This is a genomic window from Limnomicrobium aquaticum (assembly GCF_040545545.1).
GTDB lineage: Bacteria > Pseudomonadota > Alphaproteobacteria > Rhizobiales > Rhizobiaceae > Ensifer_A > Ensifer_A aquaticum.
This window is the reverse complement of the sequence record NZ_JBEPMB010000001.1, coordinates 478,216-495,862: the sequence shown is the minus strand read 5'-3', so window position 1 is coordinate 495,862 and position 17,647 is coordinate 478,216. Positions and strand designations below refer to the sequence as shown.

The following is a 17,647-nucleotide window of genomic DNA, read 5'->3' as shown; positions in this document are numbered from 1 at the left end:
GATTTCGCGAATTAATCCAGCGTAAAAATCTTGCCGGGGTTCATGATGTTGTCCGGATCGAGCGCCCGCTTGATCTGCCGCATAACATGGACGGAGGCTCCCAGCTCCTCGATCAGGAACGGCTGCTTGCCCTGCCCGATGCCGTGCTCGCCGGTGCAGGTCCCATCCATCGCCAGCGCGCGGGCGTTGAGCCGCACGCAGAAGTCTTCGACGCGGGCAATCTCGGCCGGGTTCTTGTCATCGAAAAGCACGAGAACGTGGAAATTCCCGTCGCCCGCATGGCCGACAATCGGCGCGGTGAAGCCGTTTTCGATTATGTCCGCCTCCGTCTCCGCCACGCAATCGGCAAAGCGCGAGATCGGCACGCAAACATCGGTCGAGAGAGCCGCCATGCCGGGGATCAGCGCCTTGGCCGAGTAATAGGCATTGTGTCGCGCCTTCCAGAGCTTGGCCCGCGCCGCAGCATCCGTGGACCATTCGAAGGCCCCGCCACCATTTTCGGCCACGATCTCGGCAAACTGTTCCGATTGCAGCCGCACCGTCTCGGCGGTCCCATGAAACTCGACGAACAGCGTCGGCTGGACGGCCAGCGAAAGCCCGGAATAGGCATTGCAGGCCGCAACCTGCGCATCGTTCAGAAGCTCGATGCGGGCGACCGGAATCCCCATCTGGATTGTCGTGATGACGGCGCTTGCCGCATCCTTCAGCGTCGCAAATCCGCAAACCCCGCCGGCAATCATCTCCGGAATGCCCTGCAGACGCAGCGTGATCGAGGTCAGCACGCCGAGCGTCCCTTCTGCCCCCACCATCAACCGTGTCAGGTCGTAGCCGGCCGACGACTTGCGCGCGCGCCGCGCCGTGCGGATTTCCTCGCCATTCGCCATGACGGCGGTCACAGCGAGCACATTGTCCTTCATCGTGCCGTAGCGGACGGCATTCGTCCCTGACGCCCGCGTTGCAGTCATGCCGCCGATCGAGGCATTTGCTCCGGGATCGATCGGAAAGAACAAGCCGGTATCGCGCAGATACTCGTTCAACTGCTCGCGTGTTACGCCCGGCTCGACCGTGCAGTCGAGATCCTCCGCATTCACTTCAAGAACGCGATTCATCCGGCTGAAATCGATGGAAATGCCGCCGGCTGCGGCATTCACCTGCCCCTCCAGCGACGAGCCCGTGCCGAAGGGAATGATCGGAACCTTATGCGCCGCACAGGTTCGCACCACGTCCTGAACTTCTTGCGCCGTCTCGACAAACACTACCCCATCCGGCAACTGCGCCGGCAGATAGGTCGTCGTGTGCGCATGCTGTTCGCGCATCGCCTGCCCGGTCTGGAATCGCTCGCCGAAAGCCTGCCTGAGAATGCCGAGAACGGCGGCAATCCCCGCCTCGTTGCGAAAACCCGCGCGCACGCCTTCCAGAGCCATAGTGATCCTCCTGAATTTTCAGGTCTTCATGACGGAGGATGACGAGCCTGTCGAGGGGAAACGGCAAGTACGGGCTCTGTACAGGTGATAGGTTCGAGATCGTTGACAGCCGGGAGATATGAGATAATTTTCATGTTTATTTAATTGTTGGAAATTTGACCATGAATATCAAGTTTTTAACCTCTACTCTCGTTTTGATTTCACTCTCCGGAATTGCGTTTGCCGGAACATCGGAAGCGGCCAAAAATTCGCCCTTCGACACGGACGAAGCCTCGCTCAATGAGAAGCAGCTGATCGGGAAAAGGCTCTTCGAAGACGCCAATCTCTCAGAACCCGCCGGCGTTTCCTGCGCCTCCTGCCACGAGGCAAGCCGGGCCTTTCAGGGCAATAACGGCTCACGGGTTCCCACCGTCGCAAAGGGAAGCCAGGATGACAAATTCGGCACGCGCAACGTCCCCACCGCAGCCTATGCCATGATGAGTCCCTCCTTTCATTTTTCAAAGGAGAAGAATGACGAAGGCAAGGAAGAGTGGATGGCGCTGGGCGGCCAGTTTCTCGATGGCCGCGCCGCCAATCTGAGAGAACAGGCGGAAGGGCCCTTCCTCAATCCGAAAGAGATGAACAACGCCTCGAAGAAGACGGTCATCGACAAGGTCAGGGCCGCCGGCTACGCCCCTCTCCTGAAAAAGGCCTATGGCAAGCATGTTTTCGACAATCCCGATAAGGCGATGTTTGCCGTCACGAGCGCCATCGCGGCGTTTGAAAAGACGCATGCCTTCGCGCCCTTCTCGTCGAAATTTGATCGAGTGCTCAAGGGAAAGGACACGTTTACGGCTGAGGAAGCCAAGGGATTCGAGCTTTTCAAGGACCCGCAGAAAGGCAACTGCATCGCCTGCCATGTCGGCGACCCCAAATCCACCAATCCGCGCGACTGGCTCTTCACTGATTACAGCTACGACAATCTCGGACTGCCGAGAAACCCCGACATTCCAGAAAACGCCAATGCCGATGTCTTCGATCTCGGTCTCTGCAATCAGGACGGCATCACGAAAAAGGCGCCCAAGGGGCTTGATATCGACGCCCTTTGCGGTGCGTTCAAGGTGCCCACGCTGCGTGACATCGCCCTGACGCCGCCTTATGGACATAACGGTGTCTTTAAGACGCTGCGCGACATCGTCAAGTTCTATGCGACGCGCGATACCAATCCGGATGAATGGTATCCCAGGAAGGCCGATGGAAGTATCGACAAGTTCAACGACCTGCCGTCCCAATATGCGGAAAACGTCAACACGAAGGAAGTTCCGCTCGACCGGAAGGCTGGCGAGCAACCCCGGCTCAACGACCAGGAAGTCGATGCCATCGTGGCCTTTCTAAACACATTGACCGACGAGAAGTAGGGCTTTCAGGCTTTCACCGCGGCCGCAGCCGCAATCGCGGAACGCGCCACACGGAGCTGCAACCCAAGAACAGACTGAAATTGGGGGGGCATAAACCCCGAATTTACCCCCGTTTTGTTCTCTTCTCTTTGCCATTCCCCTCAAAATCACTAGATTGCGGGCATGATGAATCGTTTCGATGACATGCCCTTTTTCGGCGACGAGCCGGAACCCGCCCCCCAACGCGCCGTGAGCGGCGGCAGCATTGCCGCTCGCGCCATGGCGCAGCGTGACGCCGCGCGCGCGGCACCCGACTATCTGGACGGGCTGAACCCCGAGCAGCGCGAGGCCGTGGAGACGACCGAAGGCCCGGTTCTGGTTCTCGCCGGCGCCGGCACCGGCAAGACACGGGTTCTGACCACCCGCATCGCGCATATCCTTGCAACGGGCCGCGCCTATCCGAGCCAGATTCTCGCCGTAACCTTCACGAACAAGGCCGCGCGCGAGATGAAGGAGCGCATCGGCATGCTGGTCGGCGGCGCGGTGGAAGGCATGCCCTGGCTTGGCACCTTCCACTCGATCGGCGTCAAGATGCTGCGCCGAAATGCGGAACTCGTCGGGCTCAAATCGGATTTCACCATTCTCGATACCGATGACGTCATCCGCCTGATCAAGCAGATCCTGCAGGCCGAAAGCGTCGACGACAAGCGCTGGCCGGCCAAGCAGTTCGCCGCCATGATCGATGGCTGGAAGAACAAGGGGCTCGACCCCGCCCAGATCCCCGAAGGCGACGCCCGCGCCTTTGCCAACGGCAAGGGCCGCGAACTCTACATCGCCTATCAGAACCGGCTTTTGACGCTCAACGCCTGCGATTTCGGCGACCTGCTGCTGCACCCGATCCGCATGTTCAAGAAACATCCGGACGTGCTGAAGGAATATCACGAACGCTTCCGCTATATCCTCGTTGACGAGTATCAGGACACTAACACCGCCCAATATATGTGGCTGCGGCTGTTGGCGCAGCGGTCGAGCCCCAGGTCATTCTCCCCCCGTGAGGGGGGGATGCCCGGCAGGGCAGAGGGGGGTGCCCCCCGACGTAACGCCAGCGATTTACCCCCCTCTGTCGCCTCCGGCGACATCTCCCCCTCAAGGGGGGAGATCAACAAAGTCAACATCTGCTGCGTCGGCGATGACGACCAGTCGATCTATGGCTGGCGCGGCGCGGAAGTGGACAACATCCTGCGCTTCGAAAAGGACTTCCCCGGCGCCAAGGTCATCAAGCTGGAGCGCAACTATCGCTCCACCGGCCATATTCTCGGCGCCGCCGGCCACCTCATCGCGCATAACGAAGGCCGCCTCGGCAAGACCCTGTTCACCGAACGCTTCGATCCCGAGCACGACAAGGTGCAGGTCCACGCTGCCTGGGACTCGGAAGAGGAAGCCCGCGCCGTCGGCGAGGAGATCGAGCAGCTCCAGCGAGCGAAGCACAAGCTCAACGACATGGCGATCCTCGTGCGCGCCTCCTTCCAGATGCGCGAGTTCGAAGACCGTTTCGTCACGCTCGGCCTCAACTACCGCGTCGTCGGCGGCCCGCGCTTCTACGAGCGCCTCGAAATCCGCGACGCCATGGCTTACTTCCGCCTCGTCTGCCAGCCGGCCGACGATCTCGCCTTCGAACGCATCATCAACACGCCAAAGCGCGGTCTGGGCGACACGTCGGTCCGCGCGCTGCATGACTATGCCCGCGCCCGCGATATCCCGATGCTCGCCGCCGCCGCCGACATGATCGAGACGGAAGAGCTGAAAGCTGCAGCGCGCAAGTCACTGTTCAACGTCGTCACCGACTTCCGCCGCTGGCAGTCGCTGCTCGAAAACACCCCTCATACCGAACTCGCCGAGCAGATCCTCGACGAGAGCGGCTACACGGCCATGTGGCAGAACGACAAGTCTGCCGAAGCGCCCGGACGGCTGGAAAACCTCAAGGAACTGGTCCGCTCCATGGAGCAGTTCGAAAGCCTGCGAAGCTTCCTCGAACATGTTGCGCTCGTCATGGATGCCGAGAAGAACGAGGACATGGATGCCGTCAACATCATGACGCTGCATTCGGCCAAGGGTCTGGAATTCGAGACCGTCTTCCTGCCCGGCTGGGAAGAAGGCCTCTTCCCGCACCAGCGTTCGCTGGACGAAGGCGGCCGCTCAGGCCTGGAAGAAGAACGCCGCCTCGCCTATGTCGGACTCACCCGCGCCAAGCGCCGCGCCCATATCTGGTTCGTCTCCAACCGCCGCATCCACGGCCTCTGGCAATCCACGATCCCCTCGCGCTTCCTCGAAGAGCTTCCGCTGGAGCATGTCGAGGTCTCGGAAAGCCAGAACTCCAACTACGGCGGCTATGGCCGCAACCCCTACGGCCAGTCACGCTTCGACAAGCAGGAGCCGTTCCAGAACACCTATTCGACGCCGGGCTGGAAGCGTGCGCAAGCCAACCGCACCGATGCCACGAGGGACAACTGGGGATCCCGCTCCGGCCATCAGGTGGAACGCATCGGCTACGGCGAAAGCGGCCCTCGCGCCAAGACTATTCCTGGCGAACTCGTCGCCAAATCGACCGTCGACGTGCCGTCCCAATTCTCCGTGGGCGACCGCGTCTTCCACCTCAAATTCGGCAATGGCAATGTGTCGGCGGTGGAAGGCAACAAGCTGACGGTGGATTTCGACCGGGCTGGACAGAAACGCGTGCTGGACGGGTTCGTGGAGCGGGCTTGAGCTTACCTCACTCGCCAATCGGCAATACGCCTAATGCAGCACCCGCCTGCTCCGCTGCAATGCCGGCTGACGCAGCTCGGGGTTCTTGGAGCCTTCCCCCTCCAGCCCCATGACTCGGTTGCGGCCGCCGGCCTTGGCGGCGTAGAGCGCAGAGTCGGCCGAAGCAATCAGCAGCTGGAAACTATCTGCGGTCACCGGCCCATTGGCAATTCCGAGGCTGACCGTGACGAAGGGCGACACATCGCTGCTGCCGTGTTCCAGCGAAAGATCCTCCACCGCGAGCCTAACGGACTCCGCGCAGGCCGCAGCGGTGGCGCTGTCGGCATCGGCAAGCAGAATCAGGAATTCCTCGCCGCCATAACGAACCGCAGTCCCGTTGAAGAGCTTGGTGGTTTCCGCGATCACGCCGGCGACAGTGCGGATGCAATCGTCCCCGCGTCCGTGTCCGTAGAGGTCGTTATAGGCCTTGAAGAAATCGATATCCATGAGGATGGCGGAAACAGGACGCGGCTCCCCGTCCGCCGGAGGCAGCTTGCCAGCGAAGCTTGCCAGGTATCGACGATTGCCAAGCCCGGTCATCGGATCGAGCTGGGCATCGGTTTCCGCTGCGCGAAGCCGGACATTCTCGCGCAGTCTGAAAAGAAAGGCGTAGCGGGCATCGCGCTGCGCCCGCAGGTTCGCCGAGAGCCCCAGATAGCTCGAAACCACGATGAAGGAGAGCCCGGCCAGCTTCTGCTCCGGCAGCATGTCCTGAAACACCAGAACACTGACATACATGATGAGGATCAGTATCGTCGTGGCATTGGCGACACGCGTGTCCAGCCGCTGATTGACGTTGGAAAAGAGGAGGATCAGCGGCACGAAATACTGGTAATAACCAGCATTGGGAACATGGTTGAGCGCCATCACGGTCAGCGTCTGCGCCGAAATGAGCACGGGAATACCCGCCTCGGCAACCTGCCTCTGAAGGAAGCCCTCAACGCGGAAATAGAGGAAATACAGGAGGAAAAGACCTGGGGTAACGATCGCGAAATGCAGGAAGGCCGCGACTTTCGCCGTATCGGGCAGCAGCGCTATATCGGTCAGCAGGAGGAGGTTGTAGATGACGATGGTCGGCCACAGCGCCCGGCGAACCGCCCTCTCCCGCACCTTGCCCAGATCGCGTTGATAAATCCGCTCCATGGCGGCCGGGAAAACGGTTCGCCACCCCTTGCGCGAAAGGGTATCCTCAATCTCGGAAAGCGTGACCCGCGTTTCGGCGTCCAATGGCAGCACTCGAACCTAACCGGGAAAGTTCTACCGCAGCTCAGTGAAGACTCAATTAGCAGATTCTATAAATATCGCGTATTCTGATAGAAACCTGAACTCCACCCACATTGGGCGCTGCGGAGGGCGGAGAGCACGTCAGATCACGAGGGCAACATTCAAATTGCGCCAGTGAACCGCCCTCAGACGTTGCCGCCGCACACGACAACCCACAGTCTACGATACTTGGTCGAAAGTTCATTCTCCAATGCTGCAGCCAATGCCAAGGCTCCGCTCGGTTCTGCCTTGATCCCTGCTTCAGATTCCAAACGGGCTTGGGCTTCGACAACTGCAGTGTCCGAGCCAACAATTGTGCTCAGCCCCACCGTCTCTAATATCTGAAATGGAAGCAAACCGATCTCGGTCACTCGGAGAGCGTCGCAGATTGTTTTCTCTCGGGGAGTGATTTGCACGGGATGCAACACGTCGATTGCCGCCTGAAGGCGTGGATAGCTTTCCGGTTCGGCCACATAGATATCGTTTGTGAGACCACCGTTTCTCAGCGCCAAAGAAACTCCTGCCGCCAATCCACCTCCACCACAAGCAACCACGATTGCATCTTCCTCGGAGCCGCCGGCTTTTATGGATCGTGCTAACTCCTCACCAAGCGAGTAGCTACCCACAAGCATCAAAGCGTCGCGGAAGGGATGCAAAAGAGGCAATCCCCGCGCTTTCGCTTCCTGTTCCCCCGTTGCAAGATAGTCCGATCTAGGAACAAACAACACTTCAGATCCAGAACTGAGTGCCATATCTTTTTTTGAGACCGGTGCATCATCCGGCATGATCAACATTGAGGGTGTGCGAAGTTTCGACGCCGCAAGCCCCACCGCCGCGGGGAAATTTCCGGAGCCACAGGCAATCACGCCCTGCGGATGCTTCGAGACGCCAAGGACCGCACCTCTAAATTTGAACGAGCCCGCGTATTGTTTGGATTCATCAACCAAACGAATTTGGCAAGGCTTGTCACCGTCTACAGCCAAATCGGCAAACCCGGCTGGAACACAATGGCTCCAAATGAACCGAAGATCTCGCTCCAGATCCTCTGAAAGACATCGCGTCATGGGAGACAGAAAAGCCATGGGCACAAGAAAGAACTCCAGCTTGTTGCAAGACTGCACGCTACACGCATCGATTTCAAGTTACATGCCGCAGGTTGGCAAATGGCGTTGCGCTACCCACCCGTCTTCGCCAGTTTGTCCTCACTGGTCGTCATATCCCCGAGCCGCACGAAGCGATAACCCTTCGCCTTGAGCGCCTCAATGCCCTTCACCACGCCCTCGCCGGCCTTATGTGTCGGCTGGTTGATATGGGCGATGATCACGTCGCCGTCCCTGGCGCTTTCGAAGGAGCGCACGGTGGCGTCCACGCCGAGCAGCGAGCCTCCGTCGCCATTCACCGAATAGCCGCCGATCTTGTAGCCCATGGCCCTGATCTGGCGGATCGCCTCGGGGCTGTAGACGGCAGTCGCATCGCGATACCATGTCGGCTTCGGCGCGCCGGTCGCAGCAATCGCCTGCGCCCCGCCTTCGACCTCGGCCCGCACGCCATCCGGCGAACCCGCCGTCTTGATGCCGTAGATATCCATCGGGCGATCAACCGCGGGAATATGGTTCTCACCATGGTTCTCGATCTGGAAAAGATCAGGACGCGCACGCAGTTGCGCATAGGATTGCGCGTTCTTGCGCAGCCAGCGATGCGTCACGAAGATTGTCGCCGGGATCTGGTGATTGATCAGCGTCTCGAGAATGCGGGGGTCGGTCGCGCCCATGCAGGCATCGAAGGTCAACGCAACGGTCGGAACATCATGCTTCCCCGCAAGGTGCAGCTTCGGCTCCACGAGACCCTGCTTCGTGTAGCTGTCGGCAAGCGCAGGCGTTGCCGCGAGAAGGATGGAAACTACGAAGATCGTTTTCATGAAAAGCGGGACGAGGAGCAATCGTTGGAGGGAAAGATGTCCCCTCGTCCCGAAGAGGGGCGGATTTATGGCCGTGGCCCGTGTACCCGCCCCAGGGGAAAACAGACATTTGCATCGCTGCAATTCTGACCCGAGACCGGTCCCCGCTTTCGGATCGAAATTGTTTCTTTGCCTGCAGCAATTCCGGACGTGAAACCGGTCCCACTTTCACTGGAATTGCTTTAGTCGAATTTCACTTCCTTCAGCTTGTCGATACCAAGAACCTGCAGCGCCAGCTTTTCATAAAACGGCTCCGACTTGCCCTGCCTGACCTTGCGCAGGAAGTATTTCTCGAAGCCGATCTTGGCCAGATGCACCCATTTGCCCGACGATGACCAGTTGACGTTGCGCGGCGGGATCTGCGGCTGGGCGACGAAGGCGACGCCCCCATCGCCGAAATCGGCAAGGCACACGGCGTTCCATGTGCCTTGAGCATCCGGCACACGACCGGCAACCAGATTGGCAATGTTATGCGCCGTCGCCGTGACCATGGACTCGATCATGAAGCCGGTCTTGGGCACGCCAACGGGAACCGGCGTCGGCCCCATGGGCGGAATAGCGATGCACACGCCGATGCCGAAGACGTTCTGATAGGTCGGGTTGCGCTGATGCTTGTCGACAATGATGAAGCCGCGCGGGTTCGTCAGTCCCTCGATGCCGCGTACCGCCGCCACACCACGGAAAGCCGGAAGCATCATCGTGTAGGTCATCGGCACGTCATGCTTCTTCTTCACCGAACCGTCCTCGGCGATCTCGTCGACCAGAATCCTGCCCGGTTCGAACTTCTCCACCTTGGCATTGGTGATCCACTTGATGTGATGCGCCCGCATCTCGCTTTCGAGCAGACCTTTGGTGTCACCCACGCCATCAAGGCCGAGATGGCCGATATAGGGCTCGGAGGTAACGAAGGTCATCGGTACCTTGTCGCGAATCTTCGCATCCCGCAGCGCCTTTTCCAGAATGAAGGCGAATTCATAGGCCGGACCGAAACACGACGCCCCCTGCACTGCTCCGATCACCACCGGGCCGGGGTTCTTCAGGAGCTTCTCGAACTGATCCTTGGCCGTAAGCGCGTGGTCGATATGGCAGACGGATTGCGTATTGGCCGCCGGGCCGAAACCCTCGATCTCGTCAAAGGCAAGGTCCGGCCCGGTCGCGATAACCAGATAATCATAGGCGACGCTTTCGCCATTGGTCAGCTCGACGCGGTTCTCCGCCGGATGCACCCGTGCCGCCCCTTCCGGGCGAAGTGTGATGTCACGCTTGGCGAAGACAGGCTTCAGGTCGACCTCGACCTCCTCCCGCTCGCGCCAGCCGACCGCCACCCAGGGGTTCGACGGAACGAAGGAATAGGTGTCGCCCCGATTGATCACCGTCACCCTGTCGTCACGCGACAGCACGTCGCGCAACTCGTAGGCCATGATGGTCCCACCCAGCCCCGCACCCAAGACAACAACATGCGTCATGATTTTCTCCTCCCGGTTCTGGAAGGTCGAAGGTCAGGCGACCCGGCAATCCTCCCACTCACTAAACATTACATTTATCATATATATGTATTCCGCTATTTTATGTCAAACATGAGAATTGCTGAGCACGCGCGGTGATGAGCAATCCCTTGCAGGCCGCCGCGCCTTGCGATCCCTCTTCACGCGCTCTATCTGTGAAGTCCCGCCCTCGTCCGATTTCCGGAGAAGACCATTGTCAGCATTCAAGTGCCTGCCCGAAGCCCCGCGCGCCGCCAAGAAGCCCGTCGAAGATACACGCCACGGCGTAACGCGCATTGATGAGTATCAATGGCTGAGAGCAGACAACTGGCAGCAGGTATTTCACGACACGTCCGTGCTCGACCCGGAAATCCGAAGCTACCTTGAGGCCGAGAACGCCTATATGAAGGCCGCGATGGCGGACACCGAGGCGCTGCAGAAGCAGCTCTTTGCCGAGATGAAGGGCCGCATCAAGGAAGATGACAGCTCCGTACCGATGAAGGACGGCCCCTTCGCCTATGGCTCCTTCTACGTCACCGGCGGCGAGCAGCCGCATTACTTCCGCATCCCCGCTGAAGGCGGCGAGCGCCAGGTCATTCTCGATGGCGACAAGGAAGCGGCAGGCAAGGAATACCTGCGCCTTGCCGGCATGGAGAGTTCGCCGGATCACACGCTTGGCGTCTGGGGCTATGACGACAAGGGCTCGGAATTCTTCACGCTCCGCGTCCGCGACCTGACGACCGGAGAGGACATGGCCGATCTCCTCGAAAACACCGGCGGCGGCGGCACCTGGGATGCCGAAGGCAAGAGCTTCTTCTATACGCTGCAGGACGAAAACCACCGTCCTTCCAAGATCTTCCATCACATTCTCGGCCAGCCGCAATCGGCAGACCGTCTCGTCTATGAGGAAACCGATCCCGGCATGTTCATGGGCGTCGGCGGATCGCGGCTCGACGATTTCATCTACATCGATATCCACGACCACGACACGACCGAATATCGCCTTCTCTCCACCAAGGACCTCCTGGCCGAACCGAAGCTCGTCGTCGCCCGCGAGCCGGGCATGCAATATGAGCTGACCGAAGGCGGCGACCGCTTCTTCATCCTGACCAATTGCGATGGCGCCAAGGATTTCAAGATCATGGAAGCGCCGGTTGAATCGCCTTCCAAGGAGAACTGGCGCGAACTGGTGCCGCATGAGGCCGGCCGCCTCATCCTCAACCATATGGCCTTTGCCCGCCATCTCGTCTGGCTGGAGCGCCGCGACGGCCTCCCGCGCATCGTCATCCGCGACCGCGCCACCAACGAGGAGCACGCCATCGCCTTCGACGAGGAAGCCTATTCGCTTGGCCTCACGGGCGCCGCCGACTACGACACGGATGTCATCCGTTTCTCCTATTCCTCGATGACAACCCCGAACCAGGTCTTTGACTACAACATGGCGACGCGCGAGCGCACATTGCTCAAGACCCAGGAAGTCCCCTCCGGCCACAACCCGGACGACTATGTCACCCGCCGCATCCAGGCCGTGTCGAATGACGGCGAACTCGTCCCCGTGTCGCTCCTGTACCGCAAGGACACCGCCCTCGACGGCTCCGCCCCCTGCCTTCTCTATGGCTACGGCGCCTATGGCATCTCGATCCCGGCCAGCTTCTCCACCAATGCCCTGTCGCTCGCCGATCGCGGCTTCGTCTATGCCATCGCCCATATCCGCGGCGGCAAGGAGAAGGGCTATCGCTGGTACGAGGACGGCAAGCTCGCGGGCAAGGAAAACACCTTCAAGGACTTCATCGCCGCCGCCGATCACCTCGTGAAGGAAGGCTTCACGTCCTATCACCGCATCATCGCCGAGGGCGGCTCGGCCGGCGGCATGCTGATGGGCGCGGTTGCCAACATGGCGCCCGAGAAATTCGCCGGCATCATCGCCGCGGTCCCCTTCGTCGACGTGCTCACCACCATGCTCGACGACACACTGCCGCTCACGCCTCCCGAATGGCCCGAATGGGGTAACCCCATCGAGTCAGAAGAAGACTACAAGCGCATCGCCGCCTATTCCCCGTACGACAACGTCGGGCCTAAACCCTACCCCGCCCTCCTCGCACTCGCCGGCCTCACCGACCCGCGCGTGACCTATTGGGAACCTGCCAAGTGGGTGGCAAGACTGCGCGAGCACACGACCGGCTCCGAACCCATACTCCTGAAAACCAACATGGGCGCCGGCCACGGCGGCGCTTCGGGCCGCTTCCAGCGGCTGGAGGAAACCGCGCTCGAATATGCGTTCGCGATCAAGGTGGCGGGGAAGATGTGATCCGGGCGCGGGCCTCAATTGTGAACTGTAGTTGACACATATGCACATTGTGAACTACAGTTCACAGGAATGATCGAGGTCCGCGAACATCCGGTTTTCACGAAGTGGCGTCTCTCCTTGAGAGACGGATTGATCGCGCGCAGGATCGCCGTCCGCCTGACGCGCATCGAGGCAGGATTGATGGGCGACGTGAAGTATTTCGACGGCCTGGGCGAAATCCGCATCGACTACGGCCCCGGCTACCGATTGTACTTCCTCAAGCGCGGCAACACCGTGGTGATCCTCCTATGCGGCGGCGACAAGGACAGCCAAAGGCGCGACATCGAACTGGCCAAGAATCTGTCCAAGGAGGTCTGACATGACGGTAGAAACGAAGCTCTTCGATCCCGCCGAATACATGGAAAGCGATGAGGCGCAGGCCGAACTTCTGGCCGATGCTTTCGAAACCGGCGACGCCCAATATATCGCCCACGCCTTCGGCATCGTCGCCCGCGCCCGCGGCATGACGGCGATTGCCCGTGACGCGGGCGTCACCCGTGAAGCGCTCTACAAGGCGCTGAGCGACAAGGGCGACCCGAAATTCTCGACCCTGCTCGGCGTGGTGAAGGCGCTGGGACTGAAGCTTGAACTGAAGAAGATCGAGGCGGCGGAGTAGGCTGCCATCATCTCCCGGAATGGTTAGAGGCCGAGCCCAACCCTCTCTTCCCGTCATCCTAGGGCCTGTCCCTAGGATCTACTGACGAAGCCAAGCAATTGACGGTGCAGCAGAATTTCGCGCTTGCAGACCTCTGGACAAGCCAGAGGATGACGACGTTGAATGCTGTGCCGCAAAAAAATCATCCCCCAATTTCCCCGTCTCCCAAAAGTCCCCTATCCTATACCCCTTCCGCCACCGGATGGGTCCGCGACGACGGGCTCAGGCGGGAGGAGAGCCTGATGCAATGTCTCGTAACGTGCGGGACATCGCATCAGGGGGCGCGGGCGGCGTTGGGGCAAAAATCCCAACGAAACGACTCCCCCGATGGGCTGCGAATAGCTCGGCGGCTCGGCTCAAGCCGAAGAACCCGTCTGCCTCCGCAGGCGGTTTAGCGAGGCGGCCCGCGCTTGAGGAATGGAGCCGGATGAGGCTCCCCTTGCAGATCTCGACGGGTCGCGCTGGCGCTCCGCCGTATTTTTAAACTACTCAATCAGGGCGGCGCGTCAGCGTGGCTCTCCGGAAGCATTTGCCCAGAGACAGGGGCGGAGGCGACAAAACCGGAGGATAACTCGGGGAAGGTTTTTTCCGGGGCTTTTGGCGTGCCCACCCGTGAGACCTCACCCTGAGGTGCCTGCGCAAGGCGCAGGCCTCGAAGGGTCCCTGCCACACGCGCGATCCTTCGAGGCCGCCCTGTGGGCGGCACCTCAGGATGAGGGCGGAGCAAGAGGCATGCTGCCATCTCCACCGTCGCGAAAAGAACGCAGTGAACCCACACCCCGATTGGCAATCCGCATCCAACCGGGGTAGAGCTTCAAGACCACGATGGCAACGACAGGCAGTCCATGACACCGATCGACCCGATCCGCCCGGCAACAGCCCGCCCCCGCGAAAACGACGCGTTCGGATTCCAGATGCGCACCGTCTTCGGATCGCTGCGGCACACGCGCACCCGGACCCGGATCACGTTCGTCACCATCGGCCTCGTCATCCTCATCTGCCTGACATCCTACATCCAGGTTCTGCTGAACAACTGGAACGGCCCCTTCTACGATTCCATCGAAAAGCGAAATCTCGCCGAATTCGGCCGACAACTCGAAGTCTTCGTGCTGATTGCAGGCGCGCTTCTGGTCTGCAACGTGGTACAGGCCTGGTTCACGCAGACGGCAACGCTGCTGCTACGCCGTGGTCTCGCGGTCGACCTCCTGCGCCTCTGGAACAGCTGCGGCCGCGCCGTCCCGCAGGATGCGACGCTGGAGGGCGCGCGAAATCCGGATCAGCGCATCCAGGAGGATTCGCTCAATGTCGCCGATTGGACCGTGTCTCTCTCCATCGGCCTCTTCCAGTCAACGATCCTGCTCCTGAGCTTTGTCGGCATCCTCTGGTCCATCTCCGGGTCCTTCGCCCTCTCGCTCTTCGGCCTCCACATCTCCATTCCCGGCTACATGGTCTGGATCGCGCTCATCTATGCCGGCGCCGGCACGTTCCTCAGTTCCGTCGTGGGCCGCCAACTGGTCGACCAGAACAACCGCCGCGCCGCCTTCGAGGCCGAATTCCGCAAGGCGCTGGTCGAGGCCAACACGGCACGGGGCACCGACACCGTCACCCGGCAATCCGTCTTCGCCACCAGCTGGCATCTCTACCGCATCTTCTCAAACGTGCTCGCCTCGACGCGGCTGATCATCGTCTCGCAGACGAACCTCACCTGGATTTCGGCCGGCTTCGGCTGGGGTGGGCTGGTCGTGCCGGTGCTTGCGGCTGCGCCCGCCTATTTCAGCGGCCAGATCTCCTTCGGCGGGCTGATGATGGCCGTCGGTGCGTTCAACCAGGTCAACACCGCGCTGCGCTGGCAGATCACCAACTTCTCCATGATCGCCCAATGGCGCGCCGCCATGCACCGAATCGTGCAGTTCAAGCTGCAGCTTGAAATCTTCCGGCAATCGACCGGACACAATGGCAAGAGCTGACATCCGTCAACTTGGCCTTGCGTGGTCAGACGCATAGCCCCATCTAGAATCGATCATTGAAAGGACACCGCGATGCCGCTGATCGGATTCGACAATTCCTATACGCGACTACCCGAACGCTTCTATGCGCCGGCATCGGCCGCCGGCGCATCGGAACCGTGGATGTTCGCCTTCAACGAACCGCTTGCAAGGGAACTCGGCCTCGATGTCGAGACCATGAAACGCGACGGCGCCGCCCTCTTCTCCGGCAATCTGAAGCCCGATGACGCGGCCAATGTGGCGCTCGCCTATGCCGGCCACCAGTTTGGCCATTTCGTGCCGCAGCTCGGTGATGGCCGCGCCATGCTGCTCGGCGAAGTGACAACGCCGGACGGCCGCCATGTCGATATCCAGCTGAAGGGCTCGGGCCCCACCCGCTTCTCCCGCAATGGCGATGGCCGCGCGGCACTCGGCCCGGTGATCCGCGAATACATCGTCTCGGAGGCCATGCATGCGCTGGGCATCCCCACGGCCCGGTCGCTCGCCGCCGTCACGACCGGCGACGCAGTCTTTCGCGAGCAGGCGCAGCCCGGCGGCGTGATTGCCCGCGTGGCCGCCAGCCATATCCGCGTCGGCACCTTCCAGTATTTCGCCGCCCGAGGCGACGAGGAGGGCGTGAAGCTGCTGGCCGATCATGTGATTGCCCGCCACTATCCCCAACTTGAGGGAGAAGAGGATCGCTATACCCGTCTGTTCGAAGCCATTGCCGCGCGACAGGCGGCCCTCATTGCCAAATGGATGGGCGTCGGCTTCATTCATGGCGTGATGAACACGGACAACATGGCCGTCTCCGGCGAGACGATCGACTACGGCCCCTGCGCCTTCATGGACGCCTATTCGGCCACCAAGACCTTCTCCTCCATCGACCGCAACCGCCGCTACGCCTATGCCAACCAGCCGGGCATCGGCCAGTGGAACCTTGCGCGGCTGGCGGAATGCCTGCTGCCGCTCTTCGGAGATGTGCAGGAAGAGGCGATGGAAAAGGCAAATGCGGCACTCAAGGCCTATGGCGAGCGCTTCCAGGCCGAATGGCTGAAGGTCATGCGGGCAAAGCTGGGATTGGTGCGCGAGCGCGAGGACGATCTGAAGCTGATCCAGTCCTTCCTGTCGCTCATGGAAGAAGGCGAAGCGGATTTCACCCTCGCCTTCCTCCGTCTTACGGCCGCGGCTGGAGGTCCGACGACCGATTTGGAACTTGCAGACAGGGATCTGCGTGGAGAATTCAGCGCTCCGGATGCGGCACAAATATGGCTTGACGGCTGGCGTCTCTACGTGGCGGGCGATTCCATCTCGCCGGAAGAACGCAAGGCGCTGATGCAAAAGGCCAATCCGGTCTACATTCCGCGTAACCACCGCATTGAGGAAGCGATCCGCGCCGCCGTCGATGATGGCGACTTCTCGCTCTTCGAGGCACTCAACCGCGTTCTCGCGCATCCCTGTGAGGAGCAGCCGGGCTTCGAGCGCTATAAGGCGGCACCACTCACCCACGAGATCGTCCCGCGCACCTTCTGCGGGACATGATTGTCGCGGGCTGAGGCCATGCTAGTCTGTCAGCAAATGCCCTTGAACGGTCATTTGGGATCTCCTAAATCTCTAAAGACTAGAGCTTCAGGAGCTATCTTTGACATGATGACAATCGGCAAGCTTTCCATCACGGCTGGCGTCAAGGTCCCGACGATCCGCTACTATGAGGAAATCGGCCTGATGCCGGAGCCCGAGAGGACGGAGGGAAACCAGCGCCGCTATATTCGCGCCCATCTGGAGCGGCTGAATTTCATCCGTCATGCCCGCGATCTCGGCTTCTCGGTGGAGGCAATCCGCGATCTGCTTTCGCTGCAGGCCACACCCGATGCCCCCTGCCACGATGCGGACCGCATCGCTGCCGACAATCTCGCCGATGTGCGCGCCAAGATCGCCCGACTGAAGAAGCTGGAGGCCGAGCTGGAGCATATCGTCTCCGAATGCGCCGGCGGCCGGGCGGGCGAATGCAATGTGCTGTCAACGCTCGCAGACCACGCCCTGTGCATGACCGATCACGGACATGCACATAATTCTCTCCACGACGCCTCTTGACAATCAATCGGTTTAGGAGAATGTTGCCGCCCATGATCGCACAGGCACACACCACGGCTGTATATTTTTGGGGCTACCGTTAACCGGCGGCCGCGATCGATCATATCGACAAGAGGCCGCCTTCGGGGCGGCCTTGTTGTTTTCAGCGGCTCTTCCGAAGGCAAAATGAGGAAGAAGGCAATGCTGAACTTGGAACAGACCATCACGATCGAAGAAACTCCCCCGGCACAGGCGCCGGAAGCCGCGCGCGTCAGCGTGCG

At 60.7% G+C, this 17,647-nt stretch carries 13 protein-coding genes; 8 read left to right on the top strand and 5 right to left on the bottom strand.

The window, feature by feature from the left end; all coding sequences use genetic code 11:
• Nucleotides 1-11: 11 nt before the first annotated feature.
• On the bottom strand, nt 12-1,424 hold the full coding sequence (locus ABID16_RS02435; protein WP_354554761.1) for an FAD-binding oxidoreductase: 1,413 nt from the start codon (nt 1,422-1,424) through the stop codon (nt 12-14).
• 161 nt (nt 1,425-1,585) lie between these two features.
• Here ABID16_RS02435 and ABID16_RS02430 point away from each other — a divergent pair, with 161 nt between their 5' ends.
• Nucleotides 1,586-2,821, top strand: a complete 1,236-nt coding sequence (locus ABID16_RS02430) for a cytochrome-c peroxidase (protein WP_354554760.1) — start codon at nt 1,586-1,588, stop codon at nt 2,819-2,821.
• Between the two features lie 162 nt (nt 2,822-2,983).
• The gene (locus ABID16_RS02425; protein WP_354554759.1) at nt 2,984-5,563 is read left to right on the top strand and encodes an ATP-dependent helicase; all 2,580 of its coding nucleotides are present in this window, start codon (nt 2,984-2,986) and stop codon (nt 5,561-5,563) included.
• A gap of 30 nt (nt 5,564-5,593) precedes the next feature.
• Here ABID16_RS02425 and ABID16_RS02420 read toward each other — a convergent pair whose 3' ends face one another.
• From ABID16_RS02420 to ABID16_RS02405, 4 genes are all read right to left on the bottom strand, one after another.
• The gene (locus ABID16_RS02420; RefSeq protein WP_354554758.1) at nt 5,594-6,829 is read right to left on the bottom strand and encodes a GGDEF domain-containing protein; all 1,236 of its coding nucleotides are present in this window, start codon (nt 6,827-6,829) and stop codon (nt 5,594-5,596) included.
• A gap of 182 nt (nt 6,830-7,011) precedes the next feature.
• Nucleotides 7,012-7,947 carry a pyridoxal-phosphate dependent enzyme gene (locus ABID16_RS02415; RefSeq protein ID WP_354554757.1) on the bottom strand — a complete coding sequence of 312 codons (936 nt, stop codon included), beginning with the start codon at nt 7,945-7,947 and terminating at the stop codon, nt 7,012-7,014.
• A gap of 92 nt (nt 7,948-8,039) precedes the next feature.
• Nucleotides 8,040-8,783 carry a polysaccharide deacetylase family protein gene (locus tag ABID16_RS02410; protein ID WP_354554756.1) on the bottom strand — a complete coding sequence of 248 codons (744 nt, stop codon included), beginning with the start codon at nt 8,781-8,783 and terminating at the stop codon, nt 8,040-8,042.
• Between the two features lie 221 nt (nt 8,784-9,004).
• Nucleotides 9,005-10,288 (bottom strand): NAD(P)/FAD-dependent oxidoreductase, encoded by a 1,284-nt coding sequence (locus ABID16_RS02405; protein WP_354554755.1) that lies wholly within the window; start codon nt 10,286-10,288, stop codon nt 9,005-9,007.
• Nucleotides 10,289-10,520: 232 nt separating this feature from the next.
• On the opposite strand from ABID16_RS02405, the gene ABID16_RS02400 reads away from it, so the two are divergent.
• The 6 genes from ABID16_RS02400 (at nt 10,521) to ABID16_RS02375 (ending at nt 17,387) form a co-directional block, all read left to right on the top strand.
• The gene (locus tag ABID16_RS02400; protein ID WP_354554754.1) at nt 10,521-12,614 is read left to right on the top strand and encodes a S9 family peptidase; all 2,094 of its coding nucleotides are present in this window, start codon (nt 10,521-10,523) and stop codon (nt 12,612-12,614) included.
• Between the two features lie 69 nt (nt 12,615-12,683).
• Nucleotides 12,684-12,971: a type II toxin-antitoxin system RelE/ParE family toxin gene (locus ABID16_RS02395; RefSeq protein WP_354554753.1), complete on the top strand. Its 288-nt coding sequence runs from the start codon at nt 12,684-12,686 to the stop codon at nt 12,969-12,971.
• A gap of 1 nt (nt 12,972) precedes the next feature.
• Nucleotides 12,973-13,269 (top strand): addiction module antidote protein, encoded by a 297-nt coding sequence (locus ABID16_RS02390; protein WP_354554752.1) that lies wholly within the window; start codon nt 12,973-12,975, stop codon nt 13,267-13,269.
• Between the two features lie 884 nt (nt 13,270-14,153).
• Nucleotides 14,154-15,275: an SbmA/BacA-like family transporter gene (locus ABID16_RS02385; protein WP_354554751.1), complete on the top strand. Its 1,122-nt coding sequence runs from the start codon at nt 14,154-14,156 to the stop codon at nt 15,273-15,275.
• A 72-nt stretch (nt 15,276-15,347) separates the two neighbouring features.
• Nucleotides 15,348-16,835: a protein adenylyltransferase SelO gene (locus tag ABID16_RS02380; protein WP_354554750.1), complete on the top strand. Its 1,488-nt coding sequence runs from the start codon at nt 15,348-15,350 to the stop codon at nt 16,833-16,835.
• 105 nt (nt 16,836-16,940) lie between these two features.
• The gene (locus ABID16_RS02375; RefSeq protein WP_354554749.1) at nt 16,941-17,387 is read left to right on the top strand and encodes a MerR family transcriptional regulator; all 447 of its coding nucleotides are present in this window, start codon (nt 16,941-16,943) and stop codon (nt 17,385-17,387) included.
• The last annotated feature ends 260 nt before the right edge of the window (nt 17,388-17,647 follow it).